The 24,057-nt window shown below is 56.7% G+C and carries 24 protein-coding genes; 16 read left to right on the forward strand and 8 right to left on the reverse strand.

Annotated features, from left to right (window positions below; genetic code table 11):
• Positions 1-3 precede the first annotated feature (3 nt).
• The 4 genes from USF70_RS18090 (at position 4) to coaD (ending at position 3,587) form a co-directional block, all read left to right on the forward strand.
• The gene (locus USF70_RS18090; protein WP_033147042.1) at positions 4-993 is read left to right on the forward strand and encodes a glycosyltransferase; all 990 of its coding nucleotides are present in this window, start codon (positions 4-6) and stop codon (positions 991-993) included.
• Between the two features lie 66 nt (positions 994-1,059).
• Entirely contained in the window at positions 1,060-2,334 is a 1,275-nt protein-coding gene (gene waaA, locus USF70_RS18095; protein ID WP_032661923.1) for a lipid IV(A) 3-deoxy-D-manno-octulosonic acid transferase, read from the forward strand.
• Positions 2,334-3,104: a glycosyltransferase family 2 protein gene (locus USF70_RS18100; protein ID WP_045887674.1), complete on the forward strand. Its 771-nt coding sequence runs from the start codon at positions 2,334-2,336 to the stop codon at positions 3,102-3,104. The genes waaA and USF70_RS18100 overlap by 1 nt, the downstream gene beginning before the upstream one ends.
• Positions 3,105-3,107: 3 nt before the next feature.
• Positions 3,108-3,587, forward strand: a complete 480-nt coding sequence (gene coaD / locus USF70_RS18105) for a pantetheine-phosphate adenylyltransferase (RefSeq protein WP_023334018.1) — start codon at positions 3,108-3,110, stop codon at positions 3,585-3,587.
• Positions 3,588-3,589: 2 nt separating this feature from the next.
• On the opposite strand, the gene mutM is transcribed toward coaD, so the two are convergent.
• From mutM to radC, 4 genes are all read right to left on the reverse strand, one after another.
• A complete protein-coding gene (gene mutM, locus USF70_RS18110; protein ID WP_023309890.1) occupies positions 3,590-4,399 on the reverse strand; it encodes a bifunctional DNA-formamidopyrimidine glycosylase/DNA-(apurinic or apyrimidinic site) lyase in 810 nt (269 codons plus the stop codon).
• Positions 4,400-4,471: 72 nt separating this feature from the next.
• On the reverse strand, positions 4,472-4,639 hold the full coding sequence (rpmG, locus tag USF70_RS18115) for a 50S ribosomal protein L33 (protein ID WP_003024094.1): 168 nt from the start codon (positions 4,637-4,639) through the stop codon (positions 4,472-4,474).
• Positions 4,640-4,661: 22 nt separating this feature from the next.
• Positions 4,662-4,898, reverse strand: a complete 237-nt coding sequence (gene rpmB / locus USF70_RS18120) for a 50S ribosomal protein L28 (RefSeq protein ID WP_002436699.1) — start codon at positions 4,896-4,898, stop codon at positions 4,662-4,664.
• Between the two features lie 218 nt (positions 4,899-5,116).
• The gene (radC, locus tag USF70_RS18125; protein ID WP_047059700.1) at positions 5,117-5,785 is read right to left on the reverse strand and encodes a RadC family protein; all 669 of its coding nucleotides are present in this window, start codon (positions 5,783-5,785) and stop codon (positions 5,117-5,119) included.
• Between the two features lie 172 nt (positions 5,786-5,957).
• Here radC and coaBC point away from each other — a divergent pair, with 172 nt between their 5' ends.
• From coaBC to slmA, 3 genes are all read left to right on the forward strand, one after another.
• Complete coding sequence (gene coaBC / locus USF70_RS18130; protein ID WP_087823747.1) at positions 5,958-7,169, forward strand: bifunctional phosphopantothenoylcysteine decarboxylase/phosphopantothenate--cysteine ligase CoaBC; 1,212 nt, start codon at positions 5,958-5,960, stop codon at positions 7,167-7,169.
• Positions 7,147-7,605 carry a dUTP diphosphatase gene (dut, locus tag USF70_RS18135; protein WP_008502691.1) on the forward strand — a complete coding sequence of 153 codons (459 nt, stop codon included), beginning with the start codon at positions 7,147-7,149 and terminating at the stop codon, positions 7,603-7,605. Before coaBC ends, dut begins: the two co-directional genes overlap by 23 nt.
• Before the next feature lie 120 nt (positions 7,606-7,725).
• Complete coding sequence (slmA, locus tag USF70_RS18140; protein WP_010426428.1) at positions 7,726-8,322, forward strand: nucleoid occlusion factor SlmA; 597 nt, start codon at positions 7,726-7,728, stop codon at positions 8,320-8,322.
• A 40-nt stretch (positions 8,323-8,362) separates the two neighbouring features.
• Here the strand turns inward: slmA and pyrE are convergent, their stop codons facing one another.
• Together pyrE and rph are read right to left on the reverse strand one after the other, a co-directional pair.
• The gene (pyrE, locus tag USF70_RS18145; RefSeq protein WP_010426430.1) at positions 8,363-9,004 is read right to left on the reverse strand and encodes an orotate phosphoribosyltransferase; all 642 of its coding nucleotides are present in this window, start codon (positions 9,002-9,004) and stop codon (positions 8,363-8,365) included.
• A gap of 67 nt (positions 9,005-9,071) precedes the next feature.
• The gene (gene rph / locus USF70_RS18150) at positions 9,072-9,788 is read right to left on the reverse strand and encodes a ribonuclease PH (protein ID WP_010426431.1); all 717 of its coding nucleotides are present in this window, start codon (positions 9,786-9,788) and stop codon (positions 9,072-9,074) included.
• A 125-nt stretch (positions 9,789-9,913) separates the two neighbouring features.
• Between rph and USF70_RS18155 the strand changes: the two genes are divergently transcribed.
• Together USF70_RS18155 and USF70_RS18160 are read left to right on the forward strand one after the other, a co-directional pair.
• Positions 9,914-10,777 (forward strand): YicC/YloC family endoribonuclease, encoded by an 864-nt coding sequence (locus USF70_RS18155; protein WP_023309886.1) that lies wholly within the window; start codon positions 9,914-9,916, stop codon positions 10,775-10,777.
• A gap of 205 nt (positions 10,778-10,982) precedes the next feature.
• Entirely contained in the window at positions 10,983-11,600 is a 618-nt protein-coding gene (locus USF70_RS18160; RefSeq protein ID WP_023334014.1) for a trimeric intracellular cation channel family protein, read from the forward strand.
• 2 nt (positions 11,601-11,602) lie between these two features.
• On the opposite strand, the gene ligB is transcribed toward USF70_RS18160, so the two are convergent.
• Positions 11,603-13,273, reverse strand: a complete 1,671-nt coding sequence (gene ligB, locus USF70_RS18165) for an NAD-dependent DNA ligase LigB (RefSeq protein ID WP_320735885.1) — start codon at positions 13,271-13,273, stop codon at positions 11,603-11,605.
• A gap of 251 nt (positions 13,274-13,524) precedes the next feature.
• Here ligB and gmk point away from each other — a divergent pair, with 251 nt between their 5' ends.
• Genes gmk through recG form a run of 5 tightly spaced genes read left to right on the forward strand, consistent with a single transcriptional unit; the run spans position 13,525 to position 19,391 of the window.
• On the forward strand, positions 13,525-14,148 hold the full coding sequence (gmk, locus tag USF70_RS18170) for a guanylate kinase (RefSeq protein WP_010426438.1): 624 nt from the start codon (positions 13,525-13,527) through the stop codon (positions 14,146-14,148).
• A gap of 54 nt (positions 14,149-14,202) precedes the next feature.
• Positions 14,203-14,478: a DNA-directed RNA polymerase subunit omega gene (gene rpoZ / locus USF70_RS18175; RefSeq protein ID WP_000135058.1), complete on the forward strand. Its 276-nt coding sequence runs from the start codon at positions 14,203-14,205 to the stop codon at positions 14,476-14,478.
• Between the two features lie 19 nt (positions 14,479-14,497).
• On the forward strand, positions 14,498-16,612 hold the full coding sequence (gene spoT, locus USF70_RS18180; protein ID WP_023309883.1) for a bifunctional GTP diphosphokinase/guanosine-3',5'-bis pyrophosphate 3'-pyrophosphohydrolase: 2,115 nt from the start codon (positions 14,498-14,500) through the stop codon (positions 16,610-16,612).
• 4 nt (positions 16,613-16,616) lie between these two features.
• Positions 16,617-17,306, forward strand: a complete 690-nt coding sequence (gene trmH / locus USF70_RS18185) for a tRNA (guanosine(18)-2'-O)-methyltransferase TrmH (protein ID WP_193138764.1) — start codon at positions 16,617-16,619, stop codon at positions 17,304-17,306.
• A 3-nt stretch (positions 17,307-17,309) separates the two neighbouring features.
• On the forward strand, positions 17,310-19,391 hold the full coding sequence (gene recG / locus USF70_RS18190; protein ID WP_320735886.1) for an ATP-dependent DNA helicase RecG: 2,082 nt from the start codon (positions 17,310-17,312) through the stop codon (positions 19,389-19,391).
• A gap of 2 nt (positions 19,392-19,393) precedes the next feature.
• On the opposite strand, the gene gltS is transcribed toward recG, so the two are convergent.
• Positions 19,394-20,596 (reverse strand): sodium/glutamate symporter, encoded by a 1,203-nt coding sequence (gene gltS / locus USF70_RS18195; RefSeq protein ID WP_023309880.1) that lies wholly within the window; start codon positions 20,594-20,596, stop codon positions 19,394-19,396.
• 225 nt (positions 20,597-20,821) lie between these two features.
• Here gltS and xanP point away from each other — a divergent pair, with 225 nt between their 5' ends.
• Positions 20,822-22,213: a xanthine/proton symporter XanP gene (xanP, locus tag USF70_RS18200; protein WP_014881972.1), complete on the forward strand. Its 1,392-nt coding sequence runs from the start codon at positions 20,822-20,824 to the stop codon at positions 22,211-22,213.
• Between the two features lie 119 nt (positions 22,214-22,332).
• Complete coding sequence (locus tag USF70_RS18205) at positions 22,333-24,036, forward strand: AsmA family protein (RefSeq protein ID WP_210867569.1); 1,704 nt, start codon at positions 22,333-22,335, stop codon at positions 24,034-24,036.
• The last annotated feature ends 21 nt before the right edge of the window (positions 24,037-24,057 follow it).

Raw genomic sequence — 24,057 nt, forward strand, 5'->3', positions numbered from 1 at the left:
CTTATGCAAAATTCAGCCCCATTGTTAAGCGTGGTGGTTGCCGTTTATAACGGTGAAGCTTTCCTGGATCAGTTCTTTACCTGCCTTGTCAATCAACGCATCGACAGCATGGAAGTCATCATTGTCAATGACGGCTCTACTGACCGCTCGATGGAGATCGTCGAAAACTGGCGAGAAAAACTGCCGCAGCTGCAGGTCATAGAACAGCAAAACCAGGGCGTATCCATCGCGCGTAACACCGGTCTGGCCGTTGCGACGGGTCAATATCTCTCTTTCCCGGATATTGATGATGTCTTTAAACCCGGCATGTACCAGCGCCTGCTGGATATGGCCGTCACGCAGGATCTGGATGTCGCCACCTGTAACGGGAACTACGTCTGGGAGAATAACAAGAAACCCTCGCGCCCGATCTTCCCTGAAGACAAACTGGCTTCGACTGGGGTCATGGCTGGCCCTGCGTGGTTAAAAATGGCGCTGGACTCTCGTAAATTCCTTCACGTCACCTGGCTGAACATCTATCGCCACGACTTTATCCGTAAACACAATTTCCATTTCGAACCCGGCCTGCGCCATCAGGATATTCCGTGGACCACCGAAGTGCTGCTCGCGGCAGAGCGGGTTCAGTACACCAGTGAACGTTATTACGACTACTACATTCACTCTGCATCGGTGTCCCATATGCCGGACAATGACGACACGCTGATTCGTTCCGCGCGTCACTACATGAAAATCCTGCAGATGCTCGATGCCATCAATCAGCGCTACCCGGATAAAGTTAAAGGGATCCCTGCATGCCACTGGCAAATTGCCAAAGAGGGGCTGGGCATTATTCACACCTTCGACAACATGAAGGATGAGAAGAAGAAATCAATGATTATTAAAGAGTTCTTCGAAACAGGCATCTGGAAACTCATCTGGAAAAGTGCAAAAAGTCCGCGTCTGCGCTGGCGGCTGGGTCGACGTTATTTCCGTTTGAAACGGTATCTGGCATAAGAGATAGCTTTACCTGGCCTAAATGCTTAGAATTTGCCCGCCGAAACTAAAAAAACGGATAATCGCTTGGAATTGTTGTATACCGCTCTGCTCTACATCATTCAGCCACTGGTGTGGCTGAGACTGTTGCTTCGTAGCCGGAAAGCGCCTGCGTATCGTAAACGCTGGGCTGAACGCTATGGCTTCTGCCGCAATAAAGTCGTACCGGACGGTATTTTGCTGCATTCCGTTTCTGTCGGTGAAACGCTGGCGGCGATCCCGCTGGTTCGCGCCCTGCGTCACCGCTACCCTTCGCTGCCAATCACCGTCACGACGATGACGCCAACCGGCTCGGAGCGCGCGTTATCCGCTTTCGGTAAAGACGTGCAGCACGTCTATCTGCCTTACGATCTGCCCTGCGCCATGAATCGTTTCCTGAATACCGTTCGCCCGAAGCTGGTGATCGTGATGGAAACCGAACTGTGGCCGAATATGATTTCCGCCCTGCATGCCCGTAAAATCCCGCTGGTCATTGCCAACGCCCGCCTTTCAGAGCGCTCGGCGAAAGGTTACGGCAAGCTGGGTAAGTTTATGCGCCGCCTGCTGAGCAAAATTACGCTGATTGCCGCGCAGAACGAAGAGGATGCGGCACGCTTTATCGCGCTGGGCCTGAAACGCAACCAGCTTGCGGTAACGGGCAGCCTGAAATTTGATATTTCCGTTACCCCGGAACTCGCCGCCCGTGCGATCACGCTGCGTCGCCAGTGGGCCCCGCGTCGTCAGGTCTGGATTGCCACCAGTACTCATGATGGCGAAGAAGAGATCATTCTGCAGGCTCACCGCAAGCTGCTGGAAAAATTCCCTGATTTACTGCTGATCCTCGTGCCTCGCCATCCGGAGCGTTTTAAAGATGCCCGTGAAATGGTCCAGAAAGGCGGATTCAGCTTCACGCTGCGCAGCAGCGGTGAAATTCCTTCCGGCAGCACCCAGGTGGTGATTGGCGATACGATGGGCGAGCTGATGCTGCTGTACGGAATCGCTGACCTCGCGTTTGTCGGTGGCAGCCTGGTCGAGCGCGGCGGTCATAACCCGCTGGAGCCGGCAGCCCACGCCATTCCGGTACTGATGGGACCACACACGTTTAACTTCAAAGATATCTGCGCGAAATTACAGCAGGCCGATGGTTTAATTACCGTGACCGATGCGGATTCGGTGGTTAAAGAGGTATCGACCCTTCTGACTGACGAAGATTATCGCCTGTGGTACGGGCGTCATGCCGTCGAAGTGCTGCACCAGAACCAGGGCGCGCTGACCCGACTGCTGCAGCTTCTGCAACCTTATCTGCCCCAGCGGAGCCACTGATGTCAACGCGCCTGTCGGTCGTCATGATCGCCAAAAACGCCGCCGACCTGCTTCCGGATTGCCTGGCGTCGGTTGCCTGGGCTGACGAGATAGTCATTCTCGACTCCGGAAGTACAGACAACACGGTGGACGTTGCCCGGGCAGCGGGCGCAAAAGTCTTTGTCGACGCTGACTGGCAGGGCTATGGCATCCAGCGCCAGCGCGCGCAGGGGTATGCCACAGGTGATTATGTCCTGATGCTCGACACCGACGAACGCATCACGCCTGAGCTTCAGCAGGCCATTCAGGCGGTGATTTCCTCGCCCCAGCCTGGCGCCGTATACAGCATTGCCCGCCGCAACTACTTCCTTGGCCGTTTTATGCGCCACAGCGGCTGGTATCCTGACCGCGTGATGCGCCTCTACGAGCGCGAGCGGTATCAATACAACGACAATCTGGTGCATGAATCCCTGAGCTGCGATAGCGCCCAGGTCATTCCCCTGACGGGCGATTTGCTGCACCTGACCTGTCGTGATTTCGCGAGCTTCCAGCGTAAACAGCTCAACTATGCCACCGCATGGGCTCAGGAGCGTCACCAGCGCGGCAAGAAGGCCTCGCTGACGGGTATCTTCACCCACACGCTGGGCGCGTTCCTGAAAACGCTGCTGCTGCGTGGTGGCGTGCTGGACGGTAAGCAGGGCTGGTTACTCGCGGTAGTGAATGCCCAGTATACTTTCAACAAATACACCGAGCTGTGGGCGCTCTGCCGCGGCTACTCAGAGAAAACGTGAGCCATGAGCACAAAAGCGATTTATCCGGGTACCTTCGATCCGATCACCAACGGTCATCTTGATATCATCACCCGTGCGGCGTGCATGTTCGACAAGGTGATCCTGGCCATTGCCGCCAGCCCCAGCAAAAAGCCGATGTTTGACCTCAACGAGCGGGTACAGCTCGCCACCGATGCCATTTCGCACCTGCCGAATGTTGAGGTGGTCGGGTTTAGCGACCTGATGGCTAACTTCGCCCGCGCTCAGCAGGCAAACATTCTTATCCGTGGTTTACGCGCGGTGGCAGACTTCGAGTATGAGATGCAGCTGGCGCACATGAACCGCCACCTGATGCCGGAGCTGGAGAGCGTGTTCCTGATGCCCTCCAAAGAGTGGTCGTTTATCTCTTCCACGCTGGTAAAAGAGGTGGCGCGTCATCACGGCGATGTCACCCATTTCCTGCCGACGAACGTCCACCAGGCATTGATGGAAAAGCTAAAGTAGCCTTATTTCTGGCACTGACGGCAGTAGAACGTGGCGCGCTGGGCGTGCTTCGTGGCAATCACTGGCGTGCCGCAGACTCTGCACGGTTCGCCTTTACGGCCATACACCTGCAGCTCCTGGGCAAAATAGCCCGGCTTGCCGTCACTTTGCAGGAAGTCCTTCAACGTTGTCCCGCCCTGCTCAATCGAGCGAAGTAATACGGCTTTAATCACCCGGACCAGCAGCTCGCACTCCTGCGCCGACAGCGAAGAGGCCAGCCGATCGGGATGGATCCCCGCCGCAAACAGCGATTCGCTGGCGTAGATATTCCCCACGCCGACCACCAGCTTGTTATCCATCAGCCAGGGCTTAATCGGGCTTTTCTTCTTCGCACACTTCGCCTTGAGGTATTCTGCGTTAAACGCGTCTGAGAGCGGCTCCGGGCCCAGATGCGCCAGCACGTTATGCCCTTCCAGCTCCTTCGTCCACAGCCACGCGCCAAAGCGCCGTGGGTCGGTGTAACGGAGCACTTTGCCGTTGCTCATCACCAGATCGACGTGGTCGTGCTTTTCCGCAGGCAGTTCTTCGGTAAGAATGCGCAGGCTCCCGGACATCCCCAGGTGGATAATAATCCAGCCGTCGGGCAGTTCCAGCAGCAGGTATTTCGCGCGACGCTGTACGCTAAGGACGGGTTTATCGCTCAGGGCATGGATCTCATCGGACACCGGCCAGCGCAGACGTCCATTGCGGACCACCGCATGAAGAATCGTCGCGCCGACCAGATGGGGCTCAATGCCGCGACGGCTGGTTTCTACCTCAGGTAATTCAGGCATGGTTCCTCCGTTGAGATGCAGAATGCAAAAAACCCCGCAGTTGCGGGGTTTTTCGATACAAGGAGACTAAAATTATTTGATTTTAGCTTCTTTGTACAGTACGTGCTGGCGTACAACTGGATCGAATTTTTTCAGTTCCAGTTTTTCCGGCTTAGTACGTTTGTTCTTCGTGGTGGTGTAGAAGTGACCTGTACCAGCAGAAGAAACCAGCTTGATTTTCTCGCGAATACCTTTAGCCATGATTTATTTCCTCTTTAAGTACTTAGTACTTTTCGCCACGGGCACGCAGTTCGGACAGAACTGTATCGATGCCTTTCTTATCGATTACACGCATACCTTTAGCAGATACGCGCAGGGTGACAAAACGCTTCTCGCTCTCAACCCAGAAACGGTGAGAGTGCAGGTTCGGCAGGAAACGGCGTTTAGTCGCGTTCAGTGCGTGGGAACGGTTGTTACCGGTCACCGGACGCTTGCCAGTAACTTGGCAGACTCGGGACATGTCTATTCTCCAAAAATCAAATTAGCTCGAGCTTCGTATGGGGTATCGGCGCCTCGTCAGGCTTTACAGCCCGGTCATCGCATAGTTCTAAGTGAACTCTCGATTGCCAGGCCCAAATGCCAAACCCGAGATTCTCAAAGGTGGCGTAGTATACGCTGACTCGGCGGTGTGCTCAAGTCCCGAACAGACAAAGATCCCGATGGATCGCGAGAAATAGCCTAAATCCAGCCATGTTCTGCGAAAGAAATGTACTCACCGCGGCCAATTATCAAATGGTCCAGCACACGAATGTCCATGAATTGACAGCATTTGATAATGCGTTCGGTGATTTCTTTGTCCGCTCTGCTCGGTTCTGCACAGCCAGAGGGGTGATTATGCGCGAGGATCACGCCCGCTGCATTCACTTTTATCGCTTCCCGCACAATTTCACGCGGATGCACCTCAACGTGACTCAATGTGCCCGCAAAGAGACAGCTATGTTTCAGCACCCGATTTCTGTTATCGACAAAGATCACCATAAAGATCTCGCGTTCGATATCGGTTAACTGGCTTTGCAGGAATTCGCGCGTCATTTCAGGCGTCAGGATCGGATCTTCCTTCTCCATGCGGACATTGTAAAAACGGCGGGCAAGTTCAGCAATGCCCCTCAGCTGGGCATATTTCGCCACGCCAATTCCCTCAACGTGCTTAAACTGCGCCATATCGGCGGTCAATAAACCGTACAGCGAACCGAAATGTGCGATCAGCTCTTTTGCCAGCGTAAATACCGTTTTTCCTGGCGTTCCGGTACGTAAAAAGAGCGCCAGCAGTTCATCGTCTTTTAACAGGCTAACGCCATAGCGCAGCAGTTTTTCGCGCGGCAGCAGCTCCTCATCCTCTTCTTCCATGCTCTTTCTCCCCTTTTTAACCTCATGCTGCCACAGGCCAATCCGTCGCTCGACAGCCACATTGCGTTCTTGCGTAGCGCCTCGCAAAGTGGACGAAGGACAAAATCACCCCGCTTTGGGGATTGTGATAAAATGCCCGCTCTCTGGTGAAACCCAACAGGAAAGAATCATGATGAGCCTGGCCGGTAAAAAAATCGTTCTTGGCGTGAGCGGCGGCATTGCTGCTTATAAAGCGCCGGAGCTGGTGCGTCGTCTGCGCGAGCGCGGAGCTGACGTGCGGGTCGCGATAACCGAAGGCGGTAAAGCCTTTATCACTCCCCTGAGCCTGCAGGCCGTTTCAGGATACCCGGTATCTGACAGCCTGCTCGATCCGGCCGCCGAAGCCGCGATGGGCCATATTGAGCTGGGTAAATGGGCAGACCTGGTTATCCTCGCCCCCGCCACGGCTGATTTAATCGCTCGGGTGGCAGCCGGTATGGCAAACGACCTGGTCTCCACCATTTGTCTGGCCACCCCTGCGCCTGTTGCCGTCGTTCCTGCCATGAACCAGCAGATGTACCGTAACGCGGCCACCCAGCATAATCTTGAGACGCTGGCCTCACGCGGCCTGCTTATCTGGGGTCCGGACAGCGGCAGCCAGGCCTGCGGCGACGTTGGCCCGGGTCGCATGCTTGATCCGCTGACGATTGTTGATATGGCCGCAGCCCATTTTTCGCCTGTCAACGATCTGCAACATCTCAACATCATGATTACCGCGGGCCCCACGCGCGAGCCGCTGGATCCGGTGCGCTACATCACCAACCACAGCTCCGGCAAAATGGGCTTTGCGATTGCCGCCGCCGCCGCAAGGCGTGGCGCGAACGTCACGCTGGTGAGCGGCCCGGTATCGCTGCCTACCCCTGCGTTTGTGAAACGAATTGACGTGACCACCGCGCTGGAGATGGAAGCCGCCGTGCAGGCACATGCGCAAAGCCAGCAGATTTTTATCGGCTGTGCGGCCGTCGCAGACTATCGTGCCGAGACGATCGCCGAGGCTAAAATTAAAAAGCAAGGCGATGAATTAACACTAAAAATGGTGAAAAACCCGGACATTGTCGCCGGTGTCGCCGCACTAAAAAGCCATCGTCCATACGTTGTTGGGTTTGCCGCAGAAACGAATAATGTGGAAGAATATGCCCGGCAAAAACGTACCCGCAAAAACCTCGATTTGATTTGCGCGAACGACGTATCGCTGGCCACACAAGGATTTAACAGCGACAGCAACGCACTGCACCTTTTCTGGCAGGATGGAGATAAAGTCTTACCGCTTGAGCGCAAGGAACTCCTGGGCCAACAATTACTCGACGAGATCGTTACCCGTTATGATGAAAAAAATCGACGTTAAGATTCTGGACCCGCGTGTTGGCGAGCAATTCCCGCTGCCAACCTATGCCACCTCCGGCTCTGCCGGTCTTGACCTGCGCGCCTGTCTCGATGACGCCGTAGAACTGGCTCCGGGTGCCACTACCCTGGTTCCAACTGGCCTGGCGATTCACATTGCTGACCCGTCTCTGGCAGCAGTGATCCTGCCGCGTTCTGGTCTGGGCCATAAGCACGGCGTTGTGCTGGGTAACCTGGTCGGCCTGATCGACTCCGACTACCAGGGTCAGCTGATGGTCTCCGTCTGGAACCGCGGTCAGGACAGCTTCACCATTGAACCTGGCGAACGTATCGCCCAGATGGTCTTTGTACCGGTGGTACAGGCAGAATTTAACCTGGTGGCAGACTTTGACGCCACCGACCGTGGCGAAGGCGGCTTCGGCCATTCCGGGCGCAAATAACGGCCCGAAAGACACGTATCTCACAGCGTCATAATGCAATAACAAACCGCAAACGCCCGTTTGCGGTCGCTGTGTGGATGCCAGCCTGGCAAGTGCTTATTTTCAGGGGTATTTTGTAACATGGCAGAAAAACAAACCGCGAAAAGGAATCGTCGCGAAGAAATACTTCAATCTCTGGCTCTGATGCTTGAATCCAGCGATGGCAGTCAACGCATCACCACCGCTAAACTGGCCGCCTCTGTAGGCGTGTCTGAGGCGGCGCTATACCGTCATTTCCCGAGCAAGACCCGGATGTTCGACAGTCTGATCGAGTTTATTGAAGACAGCCTGATCACGCGCATCAACCTGATTCTGAAAGACGAAAAAGACACGACCGCGCGTCTGCGTCTGATTGTGCTGTTAATCCTGGGCTTCGGTGAACGCAATCCGGGCTTAACCCGCATCCTCACCGGCCACGCGCTGATGTTTGAACAGGACAGACTGCAGGGCCGCATTAACCAGCTTTTCGAGCGTATTGAAGCGCAGCTGCGCCAGGTACTACGCGAAAAGAAAATGCGTGAAGGCGAAGGTTACACCATTGATGAAACGCTGCTGGCGAGCCAGATTCTGGCGTTTTGTGAAGGGATGCTCTCCCGCTTTGTGCGCAGCGAGTTCAAATACCGTCCAACGGACGATTTTGACGCCCGCTGGCCGTTAGTGGCTGCTCAGTTGCAGTAATCCGTAAGCCCGGTAAGCGTAGCGCCACCGGGCAATTTAATTACACCCCGAACTCTTCCCGGTACGCACGTACCGCCGCCAGATGGTCCGCCATCTCAGGCTTCTCTTCCAGATACGCAATCAGGTCTTTCAGGGTAATAATCGACGTCACTTTGCAGCTGTAATCGCGTTCGACTTCCTGAATAGCGGAAATTTCACCGCGACCACGCTCCTGACGATCCAGAGAAATCAGCACGCCAGCAAGCGTCGCACCGTTGGCCTGAATAATCTCCATCGATTCGCGGATTGCCGTACCCGCGGTGATCACGTCATCGACCAGCATGACGCGGCCCTGCAGCGCGCTGCCGACCAGATTCCCGCCTTCACCATGGGTTTTAGCTTCTTTGCGGTTAAAGCAGTACGGCACGTCGCGGTCATGGTGTTCCGCCAGCGCCACCGCGGTGGTGGTCGCAATCGGAATGCCTTTATAGGCCGGGCCAAACAGCAGGTCAAAATCAATCCCGGAATCCACCAGCGCTTCGGCATAGAAACGGCCTAACAGTGCCAGATCGCGCCCGGTATTAAACAGCCCGGCGTTGAAGAAATAGGGACTCTTACGCCCGGATTTCAGCGTAAATTCGCCAAACTTAAGTACCTGCTTGTTAAGCGCAAACTCAATAAACTGGCGCTGATACGATTTCATGGATTCGCTCCTTTGGTTTTTCTGTCTTACAGGCAAAAAAAAGGCGACTCATTGGTCGCCTTTAAAATCAATTTTCTAACGCCGCTTTCTGCGTCGTTACAATGGATTCGATTCCCCCTCGGGCCAACGCCAGCAGGGAGAGAAGCTCTTCGTGGGTGAACGGCTCGCCTTCCGCCGTGCCCTGCACCTCAATGATGCGACCGTCTTCGGTCATCACCACGTTCATGTCGGTTTCGGCTGCGGAATCTTCAACGTATTCCAGATCGCAAAGCGCTTCGCCGTTAACGATACCGACAGAAACCGCCGCAACCATGCCTTTCATTGGGTTGGTTTTCAGCTTACCGGCAGCAACCAGCTTGTTCAGGGCATCGGCCAGCGCTACGCAGGCACCGGTAATGGACGCGGTACGCGTGCCACCGTCAGCCTGAATCACGTCGCAGTCCAGCGTGATGGTGAATTCGCCGAGGATTTTCAGGTCAACGGCGGCGCGCAGCGCACGCGCGATCAGACGCTGAATCTCCATGGTACGACCGCCCTGCTTACCCTTTGCCGCTTCACGGGCATTACGGGTATGGGTCGCACGCGGCAGCATGCCGTATTCTGCGGTGATCCACCCCTGGCCCTGACCTTTCAGGAAGCGCGGAACGCCTTCTTCGATGGAGGCGGTGCACAGCACTTTAGTGTCACCAAACTCAACCAGCACGGAGCCTTCAGCGTGTTTTGTATAGTTACGGGTCAGGGTGACGGGACGCACCTGGTTGGCGCTACGACCTGATGGACGCATGATGGATTCTCCGGCTTGAAACGAATGTGGCTGCGCATTATACGGATAAAGGACGCTTATTCCTATCCTGAGAAGCCCCCGAAAGCTATAATCCCCCCATCTCTCCTTTAAAAACGGGAATGTCTATGATCCGCAGTATGACCGCCTACGCCCGGCGTGAAATCAAAGGTAGCTGGGGTAGCGCCACATGGGAAATGCGCTCGGTAAACCAGCGTTACCTGGAAACGTATTTCCGTATGCCGGAGCAGTTCCGCAGCCTTGAGCCTGTTGTACGTGAACGTATCCGTACGCGTCTGACGCGCGGAAAAGTTGAATGTAACCTTCGCTTTGAGCCTGATGCGAGCGCACAGGGCGAGCTCATCCTCAACGAAAAACTGGCAAAACAGCTCGTGAATGCGGCGAACTGGGTCAAAATGCAGAGCGATGAAGGCGAAATCAACCCGGTTGATATTCTGCGCTGGCCTGGCGTCATGGCCGCCGGTGAGCAGGATCTGGACGCCATTGCCGCTGAAATCCTGGCAGCTCTCGACGGCACGCTGGACGACTTTATCGTTGCCCGCGAAACCGAAGGCCAGGCGCTGAAAGCGATGATTGAGCAGCGTCTTGAAGGCGTGAGCACCGAAGTAGCGAAAGTCCGCACCCATATGCCAGAAGTGCTGCAATGGCAGCGCGAGCGCCTTGTCGCCAAACTGGAAGAAGCGGAAGTTCAGCTGGAAAACACCCGTCTGGAACAAGAACTGGTGCTGATGGCGCAGCGTATCGATGTCGCTGAAGAGCTGGACCGTCTGGAAGCGCACGTTAAAGAAACCTACAACATTCTGAAGAAAAAAGAAGCTGTGGGCCGCCGTCTGGACTTTATGATGCAGGAGTTCAACCGCGAGTCGAACACCCTGGCGTCTAAGTCGATCAATGCAGAAGTGACGAATTCAGCGATTGAGCTGAAAGTGCTGATTGAACAGATGCGCGAGCAGATCCAGAACATCGAGTAATGCTTTTCGGGTGGTGTCGACAGCACCACCCATTACTATTTCTAATCCATCTTAACGCCAATTTTGTCGCTTTACCGCCTTTCATCAAGCTTTCTCTATAGAACTTGATAAAAATTTATAGGGCAAACTGGCTCGCCTTAGAAAATCTCAATCGTGATCTTGCGCACAAATCGCTAACCTCCCCCGCGTTCACACCGGAGGGTATATGCTGCTTCACATCCTTTATCTCATTGGCATCACCGCAGAAGCCATGACCGGCGCGCTTGCCGCCGGACGTCGTCGTATGGATACCTTCGGCGTGATCATTATTGCTACGGCGACCGCGCTGGGCGGCGGTTCCGTGCGCGATATTCTGCTTGGCCATTACCCGCTCGGCTGGGTTAAACACCCTGAGTATGTGATTATTGTTGCGACGGCCGCCGTGTTAACCACCATCGTGGCGCCCGTTATGCCCCATCTTCGCCGCCTGTTCCTGGTGCTTGATGCGCTGGGGCTGATCGTCTTTTCGATAATCGGTGCGCAAATCGCGCTCGATATGGGGGAAGGACCGGTTATCGCCACCATTGCTGCCGTGGTCACGGGCGTATTCGGCGGTGTGCTGCGCGATATGTTCTGCAAACGCATCCCCCTGGTCTTTCAAAAAGAGCTGTATGCCGGCATCTCCTTTGCGGCAGCGGTGCTCTATATCGCCCTGCAGCATTACGTTTCAAACCATGATGTGGTGGTCATCTCAACGCTGCTGTTTGGCTTTACGGCCCGCATGCTGGCGCTGCGTCTGAAGCTCGGGCTGCCCGTTTTTCATTACAAACACAGCGCCCACTAGCTTCAGAACCCGTTGATGTGCTGTTCAGCGAGCCATTTCGCCAGCACATCAATCTGAGGCGCGTGAATCCAGTTAACGATTTGTCGCGCTTTCTCCTCTCCCGTTCCCGGCAGGGTCTGCCAGTCCTTTGCGTTGCGCCCGCTCATCTTCTGCCACGATATGTCTCCCATCGCCTTCAGCGAAGCCTGGGTCAATGGCACACCCATTGCCATGAGCCAGCGGATAAACGGCTTCTCGCGCACCAGATTAAATCGGTGCCAGAGCGCCAGCCCGCGTGCTGATGAAAACCCCGGTGTAGCCTGCAGCTGCGCCTGCGTTAATAACAGCCATGAAAAGAGATGTTCAAAACGATGTGCCTGCCAGAGGGTCCGCCAGCCTGACTCACCTAATCCTTCAATATCAAGTACCTGCTTTGAACTGAGCCAGGTCAGCCGGGCAAAGAACTGCTCCATACACTCCGGCGAAGCATAGAAACAGCTAAGAGCATGATAGCGTGAGGCCGGTGGCTCTGGTTTATGTCTGTCAGTCCCGCGCCAGAGCACCTTATCAAACCGGGGGATACCCTGCCCGGCCAGGCTGATCTGTATCTGATCCCCTGGAGCAATATCCATATTCTGCCAGCGCCCAACCGAGCCCAGACTCACCCGCTGCACCTGTTTATCATCCAGTTGCACGGGTTCCAGCGCTGCTACAACGGAAATTTTGCCCGTGCGCCCCACGGAAAAATGAATATCGCTCACCTCAGCGACCTGGGCTGCGGGAGGATATTTCCACGCGACAACCCAGTGGCCTTCTCCCGGTAACCACTCTTCGCCCGCAGGTTCATCCTCCGAACGCACCACAATGCCATCCGTGGCAAAAGGTAATGCGGTCACGTGCCAGGCCGCGCGCTGCTTCTCAACGGCATCGACAGAATCGGCGGGTAGCGTGTACCGTGCCGACAACGGAAAACCGGCCTGAGACAGTTCAGCTAAAGATGTCCGCATATCTTTCGGTCCGTCCGGCCAGGCCCAGATGAATACGCCGATCTTGCTCAATAGCGCGTTATCCTTTTGCCGCATCATCGCCCCCGCCACCTTGGCGCGAGCGTTCATTCCGCCCATCTGGTTCTGAATGTGGTTGTCGCGTAACCAGTAAAGCTCGCCCTGTAAGACGCTATTCGCCAGCGCGCCGGTGAGCTTTTGCGGAACCGACGGGATTAAACGCACCTTATCGGTCCAGTCTTCACCTTTGAGGCCATCACCGCGACTGATGGCCTGGACTAACTTTCCGTTGCGATAGACCAGCGTCACCGCCACACCGTCAACTTTGGGCTGCAGCCACAGATGCTGTCGGACACGCATCCACTGTCTCAACTCCTCTTTGCTGGTCACCTTATGCACACCCGTGTGGGCAACGGGATGTTTTACACTCCCCGTCAGCGCCGGGAGTTTCTCTTCTGAAGGCTCACTGCCAAAACAGCGCTGCCACTGCGTTAACCGCCCGTGAAGTTGGTCGTAAGCCTCGTCGCTGATCTCACTCACGCCCTGCTTCCAGTAAGCCTCATCCCAGCCTTTGATTTGGGCGCTTAACGACACCATCTCTTTTTCTGCTTTTGCCTGCGACCACACCGGACACACCGCCGCGCCATAGCCACACCACAACAGCATTAACCCGCTTATCCATCGCCACATCGCTACCCCTCCTTTGCATTGCAGGAGGTATACCCGGATGCCTGAAACAACGCTAACGACAACGTTTCACAATGCGAGACGCTATCCGGTGTTTCTTTTGGTTGCTGAAAACCACAGATAAAACCTGAAAACGGCACGCAAAATTCAATAATCCAGGGGAAAAAGTGTGACAAAGGCTACGTCACGGTGCGCCGACGTGTATAATAAGCCCGTATGTAGGACTTCTTCGTTAACACATACAAAAGACTCTCATGGCTCAAGGCACGCTTTATATTGTTTCTGCCCCTAGTGGCGCGGGTAAATCCAGCCTTATTCAGGCACTGTTAAAAACCCAACCGTTGTACGACACACAGGTTTCTGTTTCTCACACCACGCGAGCGCCGCGTCCGGGTGAAGTGCACGGTGAACACTATTTCTTTGTGGATCACGACGAATTCAGAGCGATGATCGGCAGAGACGCGTTTCTTGAACACGCTGAAGTATTTGGTAATTACTACGGTACCTCGCGTGAAACCATTGAGCAGGTTCTGGCCACGGGCGTGAATGTGTTCCTGGATATCGACTGGCAGGGCGCACAGCAAATTCGTAAGAAAATGCCTGATTCGCGCAGTATCTTTATTTTACCGCCATCGAAAGATGAGCTGGATCGCCGCCTGCGTGGCCGCGGTCAGGACAGCGAAGAAGTGATCGCAAAGCGTATGGAACAGGCTGTTGCAGAAATGAGCCATTACGCGGAATATGATTACCTTATTGTGAATGATGATTTTGATGCCGCACTGAGCGATCTCAAAACCATTCTTCGTGCAGAACGTCTGCGTATGAGCCGCCAGAAGCAGCGACATGACGCATTAATCACCAAACTGTTGGCAGACTGAACCCACTTTCAGTATCATGCCCAGTCATTTCTTCACCTGTGGAGCATTTTAAGTATGGCACGCGTAACTGTTCAGGACGCTGTAGAGAAAATTGGTAACCGTTTTGACCTGGTGCTGGTCGCCGCGCGTCGCGCTCGTCAGATGCAGGTAGGCGGTAAAGATCCGCTGGTACCGGAAGAAAACGATAAAACCACCGTTATTGCACTTCGCGAAATCGAAGAAGGTCTGATCAACAACCAGATCCTCGACGTGCGTGAGCGCCAGGAGCAGCAAGAGCAGGAAGCCGCAGAACTGCAGGCCGTAACCGCTATTGCTGAAGGTCGTCGTTAATTAAACCTGCGGGTCGCCCTTGTATCTGTTTGAAAGCCTGAATCAACTGATTCAAACCTACCTGCCTGAAGACCAGATTAAGCGTCTTCAGCAGGCGTATCTCGTTGCACGTGACGCTCACGAGGGCCAGACACGTTCAAGCGGTGAACCCTATATCACGCACCCGGTAGCGGTGGCCTGTATTCTGGCCGAGATGAAACTCGACTACGAAACGCTGATGGCCGCTCTGCTGCATGACGTGATCGAAGATACCCCTGCCACTTATCAGGACATGGAACAGCTGTTTGGCAAAAGCGTTGCCGAACTGGTGGAAGGGGTCTCTAAGCTTGATAAGCTGAATTTCCGCGACAAGAAAGAGGCGCAAGCCGAAAACTTCCGCAAGATGATTATGGCGATGGTGCAGGATATCCGCGTCATTCTCATCAAACTCGCTGACCGTACCCACAACATGCGCACGCTGGGCTCACTTCGCCCGGATAAACGTCGCCGCATTGCCCGTGAAACCCTCGAAATCTACAGTCCGCTGGCGCACCGTTTAGGTATTCATCACATTAAAACCGAGCTGGAAGAGTTGGGTTTTGAAGCGTTGTACCCGAACCGCTATCGCGTGATTAAAGAGGTGGTGAAAGCCGCACGCGGTAACCGTAAAGAGATGATTCAAAAAATCCTCTCGGAAATTGAAGGGCGCTTACAGGAAGCGGGAATTCCGTGCCGCGTCAGCGGTCGCGAAAAACATTTGTACTCCATCTACTGCAAAATGGTGCTCAAAGAGCAGCGTTTTCACTCGATCATGGATATCTACGCCTTCCGCGTAATTGTCCACGACTCGGACACCTGCTATCGCGTGCTGGGGCAGATGCACAGCCTCTACAAACCGCGTCCGGGCCGCATGAAAGATTACATCGCCATTCCAAAAGCGAACGGCTATCAATCTTTGCACACCTCGATGATCGGGCCACATGGCGTACCTGTTGAGGTGCAAATTCGCACCGAAGACATGGACCAGATGGCAGAGATGGGTGTTGCCGCACACTGGGCGTATAAAGAGCACGGTGGCGAAAGCAGCACGACCGCACAAATCCGCGCCCAGCGCTGGATGCAAAGCCTGCTGGAGCTTCAGCAGAGTGCGGGTAGCTCGTTTGAATTTATCGAGAGCGTTAAATCCGATCTCTTCCCGGATGAGATTTACGTTTTCACCCCAGAAGGTCGCATTGTCGAACTGCCTGCGGGCGCAACGCCGGTCGACTTCGCCTACGCCGTGCACACCGATATCGGGCATGCCTGCGTCGGCGCGCGCGTCGACAGACAGCCTTATCCGCTGTCTCAGCCGCTCTCCAGCGGCCAGACGGTAGAAATTATTACCGCGCCGGGCGCACGTCCGAACGCGGCCTGGCTGAACTTTGTCGTGAGCTCCAAGGCACGCGCCAAAATTCGCCAGCTGCTGAAAAACCTCAAGCGCGATGATTCCGTCAGCCTGGGGCGTCGCCTGCTCAACCACGCGTTGGGCGGTAGCCGTAAGCTGGCTGAAATTCCGCAGGAGAACGTACAGCGTGAGCTGGAGCGCATGAAGCTTGCGTCGCTTGACGACCTGCTGGCAGAGATTGGCCTCGGCAACGCCATGAGCGTGGTGGTGGCGAAGAATCTGCAGCAAGGCGACACGACAGCGGTGCCTGCAACCACGCAAAGCCACGGACACCTGCCGATTAAAGGCGCAGACGGGGTGCTGATCACCTTCGCAAAATGCTGTCGTCCAATTCCTGGCGACCCGATTATTGCGCATGTCAGCCCGGGTAAAGGGCTGGTTATCCACCACGAGTCCTGTCGTAACATTCGCGGCTACCAGAAAGAAGCCGAGAAGTTTATGGCGGTCGAGTGGGATAAAGAGACCGCGCAGGAATTTATCACCGAAATTAAGGTGGATATGTTCAACCATCAGGGTGCCCTGGCGAACCTGACGGCAGCGATCAACACGGCTTCATCCAACATTCAGAGCCTGAATACGGAAGAAAAAGATGGCCGCGTGTACAGCGCCTTTATTCGTCTGACCGCCCGCGACCGCGTGCATCTGGCGAATATTATGCGCAAAATCCGCGTCATGCCGGACGTGATTAAAGTCACCCGAAACCGAAACTAGGTTTATGAATTCACAACGTTATGCACGTATCTGCGAAATGCTCGCCAGGCGTCAGCCTGACCTGACGGTCTGCATGGAGCAGGTGCATAAACCTCATAACGTCTCTGCTATCGTCCGTACCGCAGATGCCGTCGGTGTGCATGAAGTGCACGCCGTCTGGCCGGACGGCCGTATGCGCAATACGGTCTCGGCGGCGGCAGGCAGCAACAGCTGGGTGTCTGTCAAAAATCATCACACCATTGGCGAAGCCGTATCGCACCTGAAAGGGCGCGGGATGCAGATCCTCGCCACTAACCTGTCCGCTAAAGCCGTAGATTTCCGCGAGATCGACTACACCCGCCCGACCTGCATTTTGATGGGTCAGGAGAAAACCGGGATCTCCCGGGAAGCGCTGGATCTGGCGGATCGTGACATCATCATTCCGATGATCGGCATGGTGCAGTCTTTGAACGTCTCCGTGGCGTCCGCGCTCATTCTGTATGAAGCGCAGCGCCAGCGTCAGAACGCCGGGATGTACGAGCGCAGCAACAGCATGCTGCCGGAAGATGAGCAGCAGCGCCTGCTGTTTGAAGGTGGTTATCCGGTGCTGGCTCGCGTTGCGAAGCAGAAAAAATTGCCTTACCCCCACGTCAACGCGCAGGGCGAAATTGTAGCCGATGCCGAGTGGTGGGCCACCATGCAGTACGCCGGGTAAGCGATGAAAGGCCGCCTGCTGGATGCTATCCCGCTTAACAGCCTGACGGGCGTGGGCGCGGCGCAAAGTAATAAGCTGGCAAAAATTGGCCTGCACACCGTTCAGGATCTCCTGCTTCACCTCCCCCTGCGTTACGAAGACCGCACCCAGCTCTACAAGATTGGCGATCTTCTTCCCGCCATTTACGCCACCGTTGAAGGCGAAGTCCTGAACTGCAACATCACCTTCGGCGGACGCCGGATGATGACCTGCCAGATCAGCGACGGTACCGGCATTCTCACCATGCGTTTTTTCAACTTCAGCGCGGCGATGAAAAACAGCCTGGCGACGGGCCGCAGGGTGCTGGCCTATGGCGAAGCCAAACACGGGAAATACGGCGCAGAGATGATCCACCCGGAGTACCGCGTGCAGGGCGATCTCAGCACGCCGGAAATGCAGGAGACGCTCACTCCGGTTTACCCGACGACCGAAGGCATCAAGCAGGCGACGCTGCGCAAGCTCACCGATCAGGCGCTGGAGCTGCTGGATACCTGCGCCATTACCGAGCTGCTGCCGCCCGAGCTGGCGCAGGGCATGATGAGCCTGCCCGAGGCGCTGCGCACCCTGCATCGCCCGCCGCCAACGCTGCAGCTCAGCGATTTAGAAAGCGGCAAACACCCCGCACAACAGCGTCTTATCCTTGAGGAATTGCTGGCCCATAACCTGAGCATGCTGGCGCTTCGCGCGGGCGCGCAGCGTTTCCACGCTCAGCCGTTAAGCCAGAACGATGCGCTCAAAGATAAGCTGCTGGCCTCGCTGCCGTTTAAACCCACCGGCGCGCAGGCGCGCGTCACCGCCGAGATTGAACGCGATATGGCGCTCGACGTGCCGATGATGCGCCTGGTTCAGGGCGACGTGGGCTCCGGTAAAACGCTGGTTGCCGCCCTGGCGGCCCTGCGCGCGATTGCTAACGGTAAACAGGTGGCGCTAATGGCGCCGACCGAGTTGCTGGCTGAACAGCACGCCAACAATTTCCGCGCCTGGTTTGCGCCACTCGGAATTGAAGTGGGCTGGCTTGCCGGGAAGCAAAAAGGCAAAGCGCGCCTTGCGCAACAGGAGGCTATTGCCAGCGGGCAGGTGCAGATGATTGTCGGCACGCACGCCATCTTCCAGGAGCAGGTGCAGTTTAACGGTCTTGCGCTGGTGATTATCGACGAGCAGCACCGCTTCGGCGTGCATCAGCGTCTGGCGCTCTGGGAGAAAGGGCTGCAGCAGGGCTTCCACCCGCATCAGCTGATCATGACCGCCACGCCGATCCCGCGCACCCTGGCGATGACCGCGTACGCCGATCTGGATACCTCCACCATTGACGAACTGCCGCCGGGCCGTACGCCGGTCACCACGGTCGCCATTCCCGACACGCGCCGCAGCGATATCATCGACCGCGTGCGCAACGCCTGCACCCAGGAAGGGCGTCAGGCCTACTGGGTCTGTACGCTGATTGAAGAGTCTGAACTGCTGGAAGCACAGGCTGCCGAAGCAACGTGGGAAGAGCTTAAGCTGGCGCTGCCCGAGCTGAACGTGGGTCTGGTTCACGGACGCATGAAGCCCGCCGAAAAACAGGCGGTGATGCAGTCGTTCAAACAGGGTGATTTACATCTGCTGATCGCCACCACGGTGATCGAAGTCGGCGTGGACGTCCCCAATTCCAGCCTGATGATCATCGAAAACCCGGAGCGTCTCGGCCTTGCCCAGCTCCACCAGCTGCGCGGGCGCGTCGGCCGCGGCGCGGTTGCGTCCCACTGCGTACTGCTCTACAAAGCGCCTCTTTCCAAAACCGCCCAGATGCGTCTGCAGGTGCTGCGCGACAGCAACGACGGTTTTGTGATTGCGCAAAAAGACCTGGAGATCCGCGGCCCGGGCGAACTGCTGGGCACGCGTCAGACGGGTAACGCGGAGTTCAAAGTAGCGGATTTACTGCGCGATCAGGCCATGATCCCCGAAGTTCAGCGCCTCGCGCGCCATATTCATGAACGCTACCCCGAACAGGCGGCAGCGTTAATTGAGCGCTGGATGCCGGAAACCGAGCGGTACTCTAACGCCTGATCTCAGGCAAACATCGGCAGCATCAGGTACAGCTTGATCACCAGCGCGTTGACGATATCAATGAAGAAGGCGCCAACCATCGGGACCACCAGAAACGCCATGTGCGATGGCCCGAACCGTTCGGTGATCGCCTGCATGTTGGCGATAGCCGTTGGAGTGGCCCCCAAACCAAACCCGCAGTGACCCGCTGCCAGCACCGCCGCATCGTAGTTTTTGCCCATCATGCGCCAGGTCACGAACATGGCGTACAGCGCCATAAACAGCGCCTGCACCGCCAGTATCGCCACCATCGGCAGCGCCAGCGAGGCCAGCTCCCACAGCTTGAGGCTCATCAGCGCCATCGCCAGGAACAGCGACAGACAGACGTTGCCCAGCACCGATACCGCCCGTTCAAACACGCGGTAGAAGCCCATCAGCGCCAGACCGTTGCTCAGGATCACCCCGATAAACAGCACGCAGACAAACGTCGGCAGTTCAAACGCGGAACCCGCCAGCCATTGCGCAACCACTTTGCCCACGGTCAGGCAGATGGCGATCGTCGCGATAGTTTCAATCAGCACCAGCGAGGTGATGCTGCGGCCAACGTCCGGCTTTTCGAAGGCGGTCGGCACCAGCTCATCGTCCGGCCTGCCGTTCGGCGTGGTAGAGTGCTTAACCAGATACCGCGCCACCGGACCGCCAATCAGGCCACCCAGCACCAGGCCAAAGGTCGCACAGGCCATCGCCACTTCCGTCGCGTTTTCAAACCCGTAGCGCTCGATGAACAGCTTGCTCCACGCGGCCCCGGTTCCGTGACCGCCCGAAAGGGTAATCGACCCCGCCAGCAGACCCATCAGCGGATCCAGCCCCAGCAGCGTTGCCATGCCGATGCCAATGGCGTTTTGCATCAGCAGCAGCCCCACCACCACAATCAGGAATACGCCGAGCACCTTACCGCCCGAGCGCAGGCTCGCCAGGTTTGCGTTCAGGCCGATAGTGGCAAAGAAGGCCAGCATCAGCGGATCTTTCAGGGACATATCAAAATCGATTTCCCAGCCCATGCTTTTTTTCAGTATCAGCAGGGCCAGCGCCACCAGCAGGCCACCGGCGACAGGTTCAGGAATGGTGTATTTCTTCAGAAGGGAAACGCTATGTACCAGCTTGCGACCAAGCAGAAGAACCAGTGTTGCGGCAACAAGGGTCGACAACGTATCGAGATGAATCATAAAAGGCTCCTGTTATGCGCGTGTTCCATACACACGCGGCGTTATCCTGGGCCGGTTTGCGCTCTTCATGAGCCCCCGGCGCAAAAAGTGTAATTTTTTTTCCCCACGCGTTGTAGAAAACCTGCTCACAGCGGCAGATTTTCTTCCCTTTTTTTGCTGGCAATCGTTTGCTTTTACCAGGTGGTCAGATAAAATGCCCGCTTTTCCACCGTGGGATTGCCGCCGATGTCCGTTAACACCATAGAGTCGCCTGATGCGCAACCGATTGCGCAGAAGCAAAATAGCGAACTGATTTACCGCCTTGAGGATCGCCCGCCGCTGCCGCAAACGCTTTTCGCCGCCTGCCAGCATCTTCTGGCGATGTTTGTTGCGGTGATCACCCCGGCGCTGCTGATTTGCCAGGCGCTCGGTTTACCGGCGCAGGACACGCAGCACATTATCAGCATGTCTCTCTTCGCCTCCGGCGTGGCCTCGATTATTCAAATTAAAGCGTGGGGGCCGGTGGGATCGGGATTATTGTCGATTCAGGGCACCAGCTTTAACTTCGTGGCACCGCTTATCATGGGCGGTACGGCGCTGAAAACCGGCGGTGCGGATGTCCCAACCATGATGGCGGCGCTGTTCGGCACCCTGATGCTGGCCAGCTGCACGGAGATGGTCATCTCCCGCGTTCTGCATCTGGCTCGCCGCGTCATCACCCCGCTGGTTTCTGGCGTCGTCGTAATGATTATCGGCCTGTCGCTGATTCAGGTGGGCCTGACCTCCATTGGCGGCGGTTATGCCGCAATGAGCGACCACACCTTTGGCGCGCCGAAAAACCTGCTGCTGGCGGGTGTCGTGCTGGCGATCATTATTCTGCTTAACCGTCAGCGTAATCCTTACCTGCGCGTCGCCTCGCTGGTGATCGCCATGGCGGCGGGCTACCTGCTGGCGTGGGCGCTGGGCATGCTGCCGGAGAACACCGCGCCGACCAACAGCGCGCTGATCACTGTCCCCACGCCGCTGTACTACGGTCTGGGCATTGACTGGGGCCTGCTCCTGCCGCTGATGCTGGTCTTTATGATCACCTCTCTGGAAACCATCGGCGATATCACCGCTACCTCCGACGTCTCCGAGCAGCCGGTGTCCGGCCCGCTGTACATGAAGCGTCTGAAAGGCGGCGTGCTGGCGAACGGCCTGAACTCGTTTGTCTCTGCGGTATTCAACACCTTCCCGAACTCCTGCTTCGGCCAGAACAACGGCGTGATCCAGCTGACCGGGGTTGCCAGCCGCTACGTCGGTTTTGTGGTGGCGCTGATGCTGATCGTCCTCGGCCTGTTCCCGGCGGTAAGCGGCTTTGTGCAGCACATTCCTGAGCCGGTGCTGGGCGGCGCAACCCTGGTAATGTTCGGGACCATCGCGGCCTCCGGCGTGCGTATCGTCTCCCGCGAGCCGCTGAACCGCCGCGCGATCATGATTATCGCCCTGTCGCTGGCCGTCGGTCTGGGTGTTTCCCAGCAGCCGCTGATCCTGCAGTTTGCGCCTGACTGGGTGAAAAACCTGCTCTCTTCCGGCATTGCCGCGGGCGGTATCACCGCTATCGTTCTGAACCTCGTTTTCCCGCCTGAAAAGAACTGATCCTCTTCACGGCAGGCAGCCAATGCCTGCCGTGACATCTAATTACACCATTCCCGCCTTGAGGATTGCGCATAAATCGTGCATAACTCCCTTATGTGCGTTTTGCGGGATGGAAGACCATGAAATTTATTGGAAAGCTCCTCATCTATCTTCTGGTAGCCCTGCTCATTGTGCTGCTGGCGTTCTACATTTTGCTCCAGACCCGCTGGGGCGCGTCTCAGGTCAGCAGCTGGGTGACGGTGAATACCGACTACGAACTCAGTTTCGACAAGATGAATCACCGCTTTTCGTCGCCTTCCCACATCATTCTGGAAAACGTCACCTTCGGTCGGGACGGTAAACCCGCCACGCTGGTAGCCAAAAAAGTCGATATCGGCCTGAGCAGCCGCCAGATAACCGATCCGCTGCATATGGACACCATCACCCTGTTCGATGGCACGCTGAATCTCTCGCCCCAGACGGCACCGCTGCCTTTCCAGGCGGATCGCCTGCAGCTGAACAACATGGCCTTTAACAGCCCGAATACTGAATGGGACTTGAGCGCGCAGAAGGTCACGGGCGGCGTCAGCCCGTGGCAGCCGGAAGCGGGCAACGTGCTGGGGAACAACGCGCAGATCCAGATGAGCGCGGGCTCGCTGACCCTGAACGGCGTACCGGCGACCAACGTGCTAATCGAGGGCCAGCTCAACGGCAAGGAAGTGGTGCTGAAAACGATTGGTGCCGACATGGCCCGTGGCTCGCTTACCGGCTCCGCCCTGCGCAACGCCGACGGGAGCTGGATTATCGACACGATGCGCCTGAATGAAATTCGCCTGCAGAGCGATAAAACGCTGATGGCGTTCTTCGCGCCGCTGGCCTCCATCCCCTCTCTGCAGATTGGTCGTCTGGACGTGACCGACGCCCGGCTTCAGGGCCCGGACTGGGCGGTGACCGATCTCGATTTAAGCCTGCGCAACCTGACTCTCAGCAAAGGCGACTGGCAGAGCCAGGAAGGCCGGCTGTCCATGAACGCCAGCGAGTTTATCTACGGCTCGCTGCATCTTTTCGACCCGATCCTGAATGCGGAGTTTTCCCCGCAGGGCATGGCGCTGCGACAGTTCACCTCCCGCTGGGAAGGCGGCATGGTGCGCACGTCCGGTAACTGGCTGCGCGACGGTAAAGCGCTGGTGCTGGACGATGTTGCCATCGCCGGGCTGGAGTACACCCTGCCGCAGAACTGGAAAACGCTGTGGATGGAGCCTCTGCCGGAATGGCTGAACAGCGTCACGCTGCAAAAATTCGGCCTGAGCCGCAACCTGGTGATCGACATCGATCCCGCCTTCCCGTGGCAGATCACCTCTCTGGACGGCTACGGCGCAAACCTGCAGCTGGTGAAAGATCGCCAGTGGGGTATCTGGGGCGGCAGCGCAACCCTGAACGGCGCGGCGGCGACCTTTAACCGCGTGGACGTGCGCCGTCCGTCGCTGGCGCTGAATGCGAACGCCGCCACGGTGAACATTACCGACCTGAGCGCCTTTACCGAGAAAGGCATTCTGGAAGCCACGGCGACGGTTTCTCAGCTGCCGCAGCGACATACCACGGTGAGCCTGAACGGGCGCGGCGTGCCGCTCAACGTGCTGCAGCAGTGGGGCTGGCCTGCGCTGCCGATTACGGGCGACGGCAATATTCAGCTCACCGCCAGCGGCAGCGTGCAGGCCAGCGTACCGTTGAAACCAACGGTGAACGGCAAGCTGAACGCGGTGAATATGGATAAACAGCAGGTGCAGCAGACGATGACGGGCGGTGTGGTTTCAACACCACCCTCACCCCAGCCCTCTCCCTGAAAGGGAGAGGGAGTAAACCAT

Origin of the sequence: Enterobacter sp. 237C8, assembly GCF_034106865.1 — a bacterium.
GTDB lineage: Bacteria > Pseudomonadota > Gammaproteobacteria > Enterobacterales > Enterobacteriaceae > Enterobacter > Enterobacter asburiae_B.